The sequence below is a fragment of the Amycolatopsis ponsaeliensis genome (genome assembly GCF_030182635.1).
GTDB lineage: Bacteria > Actinomycetota > Actinomycetes > Mycobacteriales > Pseudonocardiaceae > Amycolatopsis > Amycolatopsis ponsaeliensis.
Window position 1 is genome coordinate 1 of record NZ_JAPZLD010000118.1, and the last position, 1,319, is coordinate 1,319.

1 protein-coding gene is annotated in these 1,319 nt (G+C 66.6%); it reads left to right on the plus strand.

Annotation, left to right across the window (positions count from 1 at the left end; all coding sequences use genetic code 11):
* Nucleotides 1-130 precede the first annotated feature (130 nt).
* Nucleotides 131-1,282, plus strand: coding sequence for an integrase core domain-containing protein (locus QQ657_RS56470; RefSeq protein ID WP_284750744.1), 1,152 nt, complete (start codon nucleotides 131-133; stop codon nucleotides 1,280-1,282).
* Nucleotides 1,283-1,319 lie beyond the last annotated feature (37 nt).

The window sequence follows — 1,319 nt, forward strand, 5'->3', positions numbered from 1 at the left end:
CCCTGTGCTTGAGTTCAGGACATCGTGAACAGTTGATGTTTCAGGACATCGTGAACACTGACCGGCCTGTCAGTGTGATGACCAGGGCTTTTGTGGTGATCATGCGGCGATGGGCAGAGCAGGGTTTTCGATGGATCCTGAGTTCGTCGCCGCGGTCGCGCAGGCCGCCGCGGGCGAGAAGATCAACATTGCACGGTTCTGCCGCGAACACGGCATGTCCCGGGGCGTGTTCCACAAGTACCTGACCCGGTTCCGCACCGAGGGCACCGACGGGTTCACCCGCCGCAGCACCGCCCCGCACCACCACCCGGCCGCCCTGGCCGCCTCGGTGGCCGAGGCGGTGCTGCGGGCCCGCAAGGAACTGGACGACGAAGGCCTCGACAACGGCCCGATCTCCATCGGCTGGCGCCTCGAAGACAGCGGAATCACTCCCGTGCCGTCCCCGTCCTCGGTCTACCGGATCCTGCGCGCCCACGGCCAGATCATCCCGCAACCCCGCAAGAAACCCCGCACCCGGCGACGGTTCGAATACGCCGACCCCAACGGCTGCTGGCAGATCGACGGCATGGAACACTACCTCGCCGACGGCACCACGGTCTGCATCATCCAGATCCTCGACGACCACTCCCGCCTCGACGTCGGCTCCTACGCCGCAGCCGGCGAAACCACCGCCGGCACCTGGGCCGCGCTGCAGCAGGCCTTCGCCGGCTACGGCGTGCCCGTCAACCTGCTGTCCGACAACGGGCTGGCCTTCACCGGCAAACACCGCGGCTGGATGGTCGAACTGGAACGCCGCCTCGCCGAACTCGGCGTCACCAGCATCGCCTCCACCCCGCACCACCCGCAGACCTGCGGCAAGAACGAACGCGTCCACCAGACCCTGCAGAAATGGCTCGCCGCCCGGCCACCCGCTGAGAACCTCGCTGCCCTGCAGCACCTTCTCGACGAATACCGGACCTTCTACAACAACCGCCGTCACCAAAGTCTGGGCGGCCAGACACCCCAGCAACGCTACGACGCCCGCGCCAAAGCCGTCCCCGCCACCGGTCCTCGCCAACCCAGCGGCGTCACGTCCCGCCCCGTCTCGGCCACCGGCGTGATCGCTTTCACCGGCTGTTCCATCGTCCTCGGGCGGTGCTGGGCCGGCCGGAGCGCCACCGTCTACTGGCAAGGCGATCGTGTCACCGTGATGATCGGCGACACGGTCGCCCGCCAGCTGACGCTAGACCGGTCGGTACGCTACCAACGTCTCATCAACCCGAAACTGTCCACGATGTCGTGAGACATACCTGTTCACGATGTCCTGAAACATGGCACAG

Coding starts and splice junctions, on each gene's coding strand:
- QQ657_RS56470 (WP_284750744.1), top strand. CDS start 131: ATGGATCCTGAGTTCGTCGCCGCGGTCGCGCAGGCCGCCGCGGGCGAG.